Source organism: Mesorhizobium sp. M0496, from assembly GCF_040321205.1.
Taxonomy (GTDB): Bacteria; Pseudomonadota; Alphaproteobacteria; order Rhizobiales; family Rhizobiaceae; genus Mesorhizobium.
Map to the genome: position 1 here is coordinate 1 of NZ_JAMYRC010000092.1, position 3,649 is coordinate 3,649.

The 3,649-nt window shown below is 62.8% G+C and carries 4 protein-coding genes and 1 tRNA gene; 2 read left to right on the plus strand and 3 right to left on the minus strand.

All coding sequences use genetic code 11. The features are described 5' to 3' along the window. Positions 1–168: 168 nt before the first annotated feature. The 3 genes from NKI73_RS33345 to NKI73_RS33355 all read right to left on the minus strand — a co-directional run bounded on the left by NKI73_RS33345 (position 169) and on the right by NKI73_RS33355 (position 1,117). Positions 169–243 (minus strand) — tRNA-Glu (locus tag NKI73_RS33345). 92 nt (positions 244–335) lie between these two features. Continuing rightward, positions 336–743, minus strand: coding sequence for a VOC family protein (locus NKI73_RS33350; RefSeq protein WP_352636281.1), 408 nt, complete (start codon positions 741–743; stop codon positions 336–338). Then, positions 740–1,117 (minus strand): fimbrial protein, encoded by a 378-nt coding sequence (locus tag NKI73_RS33355; protein WP_352636283.1) that lies wholly within the window; start codon positions 1,115–1,117, stop codon positions 740–742. Before NKI73_RS33355 ends, NKI73_RS33350 begins: the two co-directional genes overlap by 4 nt. A gap of 27 nt (positions 1,118–1,144) precedes the next feature. Here NKI73_RS33355 and NKI73_RS33360 point away from each other — a divergent pair, with 27 nt between their 5' ends. Then, positions 1,145–2,185 carry an RluA family pseudouridine synthase gene (locus NKI73_RS33360; protein WP_352636284.1) on the plus strand — a complete coding sequence of 347 codons (1,041 nt, stop codon included), beginning with the start codon at positions 1,145–1,147 and terminating at the stop codon, positions 2,183–2,185. A 188-nt stretch (positions 2,186–2,373) separates the two neighbouring features. Further along, positions 2,374–3,285, plus strand: a complete 912-nt coding sequence (rpoH, locus tag NKI73_RS33365) for an RNA polymerase sigma factor RpoH (protein ID WP_013529255.1) — start codon at positions 2,374–2,376, stop codon at positions 3,283–3,285. Positions 3,286–3,649: the final 364 nt, after the last annotated feature.

A 3,649-nucleotide genomic window follows, 5' to 3' on the forward strand; every position in this document is an offset into this window, starting at 1 on the left:
CGCTCGCTCGCTACAGCGCTACCAACGGCGCGCTCGCGAGCAGCTTCGCTACCGCCGAGCTACACCACCTCATGGGACACGACCGGTGCCATTGGGCTCTTCAAGGCTGCGGCCACATGGTGGGCGTGCGGGGTGCGCGATGGCATTCTGCGAATTTGTTGAAATCTTTGGTACGCCCAAGGGGAATCGAACCCCTGTTCCCGCCGTGAGAGGGCGGTGTCCTGACCGCTAGACGATGGGCGCGCTCAAGAACCGGCGATATAGGCTGCGCGCTGGGAAAAAGCAACTGGGGTTCGACCAGCTTTGCCACATCGGTAGAAAGCCGGCCACAAAGCCTATCGTTTCGGCTCGATCAGGTCCCAGAGATTGCCGTGCAGATCGGCGAAAACGGCCACCGTGCCGTAGGGCTCGAAGCGCGGTGCTTCGCGGAATTCGACGCCTCTCTCCAGCATTGCCGCATGGTCGCGGGCAAAATCGTCGGTTTCGAGGAAGAGAAAAACTCGGCCGCCGGTCTGGTTGCCGATGCTTATGCTTTGTGCCTCGTCGGAAGCCTCGGCCAGCAGCAGCCTGGCGCCTTGCCCGCTGGCCGGCGCGACCGTGACCCAGCGCTTGCCGCCGCCGAGATCGATATCGTCGGTAAGCAGGAAGCCAAGCCGCTCGACATACCAGGCAATCGCCTCGTCATAGCTGGCGACTACCAGGGCGACGGTCGCGATGCGGCGGTGTTCGGCGAAACCTTTCATTTGTTGCGGATCGCAAAACGGCCGATCAGGCGGCGTGCGGCGATATCATAAATGAAGATCGTGCGGCTGCCGTCGGCAAGCTCGGCGTCGATCGAGACGCGATTGCCGGACAGCGACTGGCTGACCACCCTGGCGCCGACCGGCAGCACGATATCGCCGCTGACCGGTTCGCCGGCGGGTGTCTGGATATCGCCGGTCAGCGGCGGGTTCTCAGGAGATGCTTTGCGGGATTTGTAGACAACCGCCGCGATCACCACCATAAGAGCCAGCAAAAGCAGGCCGAGATTGATGGCCATGAAGCGGATGAGCTTGCCGCGCACCTTGTCGATCTCGGGGTCGAGCGGCTTCTCTTGGTCTTCCTCGGCATTGGCCATGGCAAAATAGTCCGGAACGGTTTTTCAATGAGCGCTCATAGCGAAGAGGCCCCTGAATTGATAGAGGCGGCGCCGACCGTGCTGGTAGCGGGCGCGGATGCGACCGGTCAGCGCCTCGACCAGTGGCTGGCGGCCAGCCTCGGTCCGGACATGTCGCGCAGCCGCGTGCAGATGCTGATCAGGCAGGGCGCGGTGAGCGTCAACGGCAAGCGCATCGACGAGACCAAGCGCAAGATGACGCCAGGCGAAAGCGTGTCGGTCAACATGCCGGAGCCGGAGCCGGCCGAACCGCAAGGCGAAAACATCGCGCTCGATGTGCTCTATGAGGACGACGAGCTGATCGTCATCAACAAGCCTGCCGGGCTTGTCGTGCATCCCGGCGCCGGCAACTGGACCGGCACGCTGGTCAACGCGCTGATCCATCATTGCGGCGACAGTCTTTCAGGTATCGGCGGCGTGCGCCGGCCGGGCATCGTGCACCGGCTCGACAAGGAGACCAGTGGCGTCATGGTGGTGGCCAAGACCGACCGCGCCCACAAGTCACTGTCCGAAGCCTTCGCCGATCACGGCCTGACCGGCGATCTCGAACGCGCCTACCTGGCGCTGGTCTGGGGCATACCGCAGAGACCGACCGGAAAGGTTGATGCGCCGCTCGGCCGCGCCGCCGACCGCGTGCGCCGTGCCGTGGTGCCGGAAGGACGCGACGACGCCCGCCATGCGGTCACCCACTTTGCCGTGCAGGAGCGTTTCGGCGAGACACAACAGGAGTTCGCCACGGCAAGCCTGGTCGAATGTCGGCTCGAGACCGGCCGCACCCATCAGATCCGCGTCCACATGGCGCATATCGGCCATCCGGTGATCGGCGACCCCGACTATGGCCTGGCCTTCCGCACCAAGGCCAACCGGCTGCCCGAACCGCTGAAAAGTCAGGTCAAGGCATTTTCCCGGCAAGCTTTGCATGCCTGGCTCCTTGCATTTCGTCACCCCACTACCCATCTAACGATGAGGTTCGAGGCGCCTATACCGAGCGACATGGAGGAACTCGTAGGCGGCTTTCGCAAGCTCTGAACCTGCCCCAGAAAAACCTGAGCGGCATTGTTCACTTCAACGTGACACACTGTTTCGTGTTGAACAAAGCCTGTCTTTTCTGGTTTTGTTCCTGTATAACAACTGCGTCGCGAGCGAGCCATTTGGTGCTCGCGTCATATGTCCGCCGCGTTTCGGGGGCATCACTCCAATAGAGAGGGGGCGCTATCATGGCCCAGTCATTACCCAGTATCGTTTCCGGCGAAGGCGGCCTCAGCCGCTACCTGGAAGAAATCCGCCGCTTTCCCATGCTGCAGCCGCAGGAAGAGTACATGCTCGCCAAGCGTTACGCCGAGCATGAAGACACCTCCGCTGCGCATAAGCTCGTGACCAGCCACCTCAGGCTCGTCGCCAAGATCGCCATGGGCTATCGCGGCTACGGCCTGCCGATCGGCGAAGTGATCTCGGAAGGCAATGTCGGCCTGATGCAGGCCGTCAAGAAATTCGAACCCGAGCGCGGCTTCCGCCTCGCGACCTATGCCATGTGGTGGATCAAGGCCTCGATCCAGGAGTACATCCTGCGCTCGTGGAGCCTGGTCAAGATGGGCACGACAGCCAATCAGAAGCGCCTGTTCTTCAACCTGCGCAAGGTGAAGGGCAAGATCCAGGCGCTCGACGACGGCGACTTGAAGCCCGACCAGATCGCCGAGATCGCCACCAGGCTGAACGTTTCCGAAGCCGAAGTGGTGTCGATGAACCGCCGCCTGTCCGGCGACGCCTCGCTCAACGCCCCGATCCGGGCGAGCGAAGGCGAGTCCGGCGAATGGCAGGACTGGCTGGTCGACGACCACGAAAGCCAGGAAGAGATGCTGATCGAGCAGGACGAGCTGGAGAACCGGCGCGGCATGCTGTCGGGCGCTCTTGCGGTGCTCAACGAGCGCGAACGGCGCATCTTCGAGGCCCGTCGCCTCGCCGAGGAGCCGCTGACGCTGGAAGAGCTGTCGTCCGAGTTCGACATCAGCCGCGAGCGCGTGCGCCAGATCGAGGTGCGCGCCTTCGAGAAGGTGCAGGACGCGGTCAAGGCCGCCGCCAAGCGCCAGACCCAGGCGCTGCGCACCATCGAGGCCCAGCCGGCGGCGTAAAACCGGGATCGGTTACGAAAAACATCAAAGCGGCGCCAGGAAACTGGCGCCGCCTTTTTTGTGGGTAACGGTTGCGCTGGCAATTGGCGAAAACCAGGGCGACATCCGATCTCCCCCCTTGCGGGGGAGATGTCCGGCAGGACAGAGGGGGGTGTGAAGGATCGCTACTTTTCGGCGTCAGTCACCCAACCAAAAGACTGAAGGCACAGCCACAATTAGCTGACAGGTCGGAGGGGCAGCACCCCATAGGCGCTAACTTTACGCTATGCCGGCGATCCTTGCTGCTGCGGATTGGCTTTTGCGCCGTCTGGGCGGATCGCAGACGTGGCGAATGATTTCGGTGAAGCGCGTGACGATTTCTCCC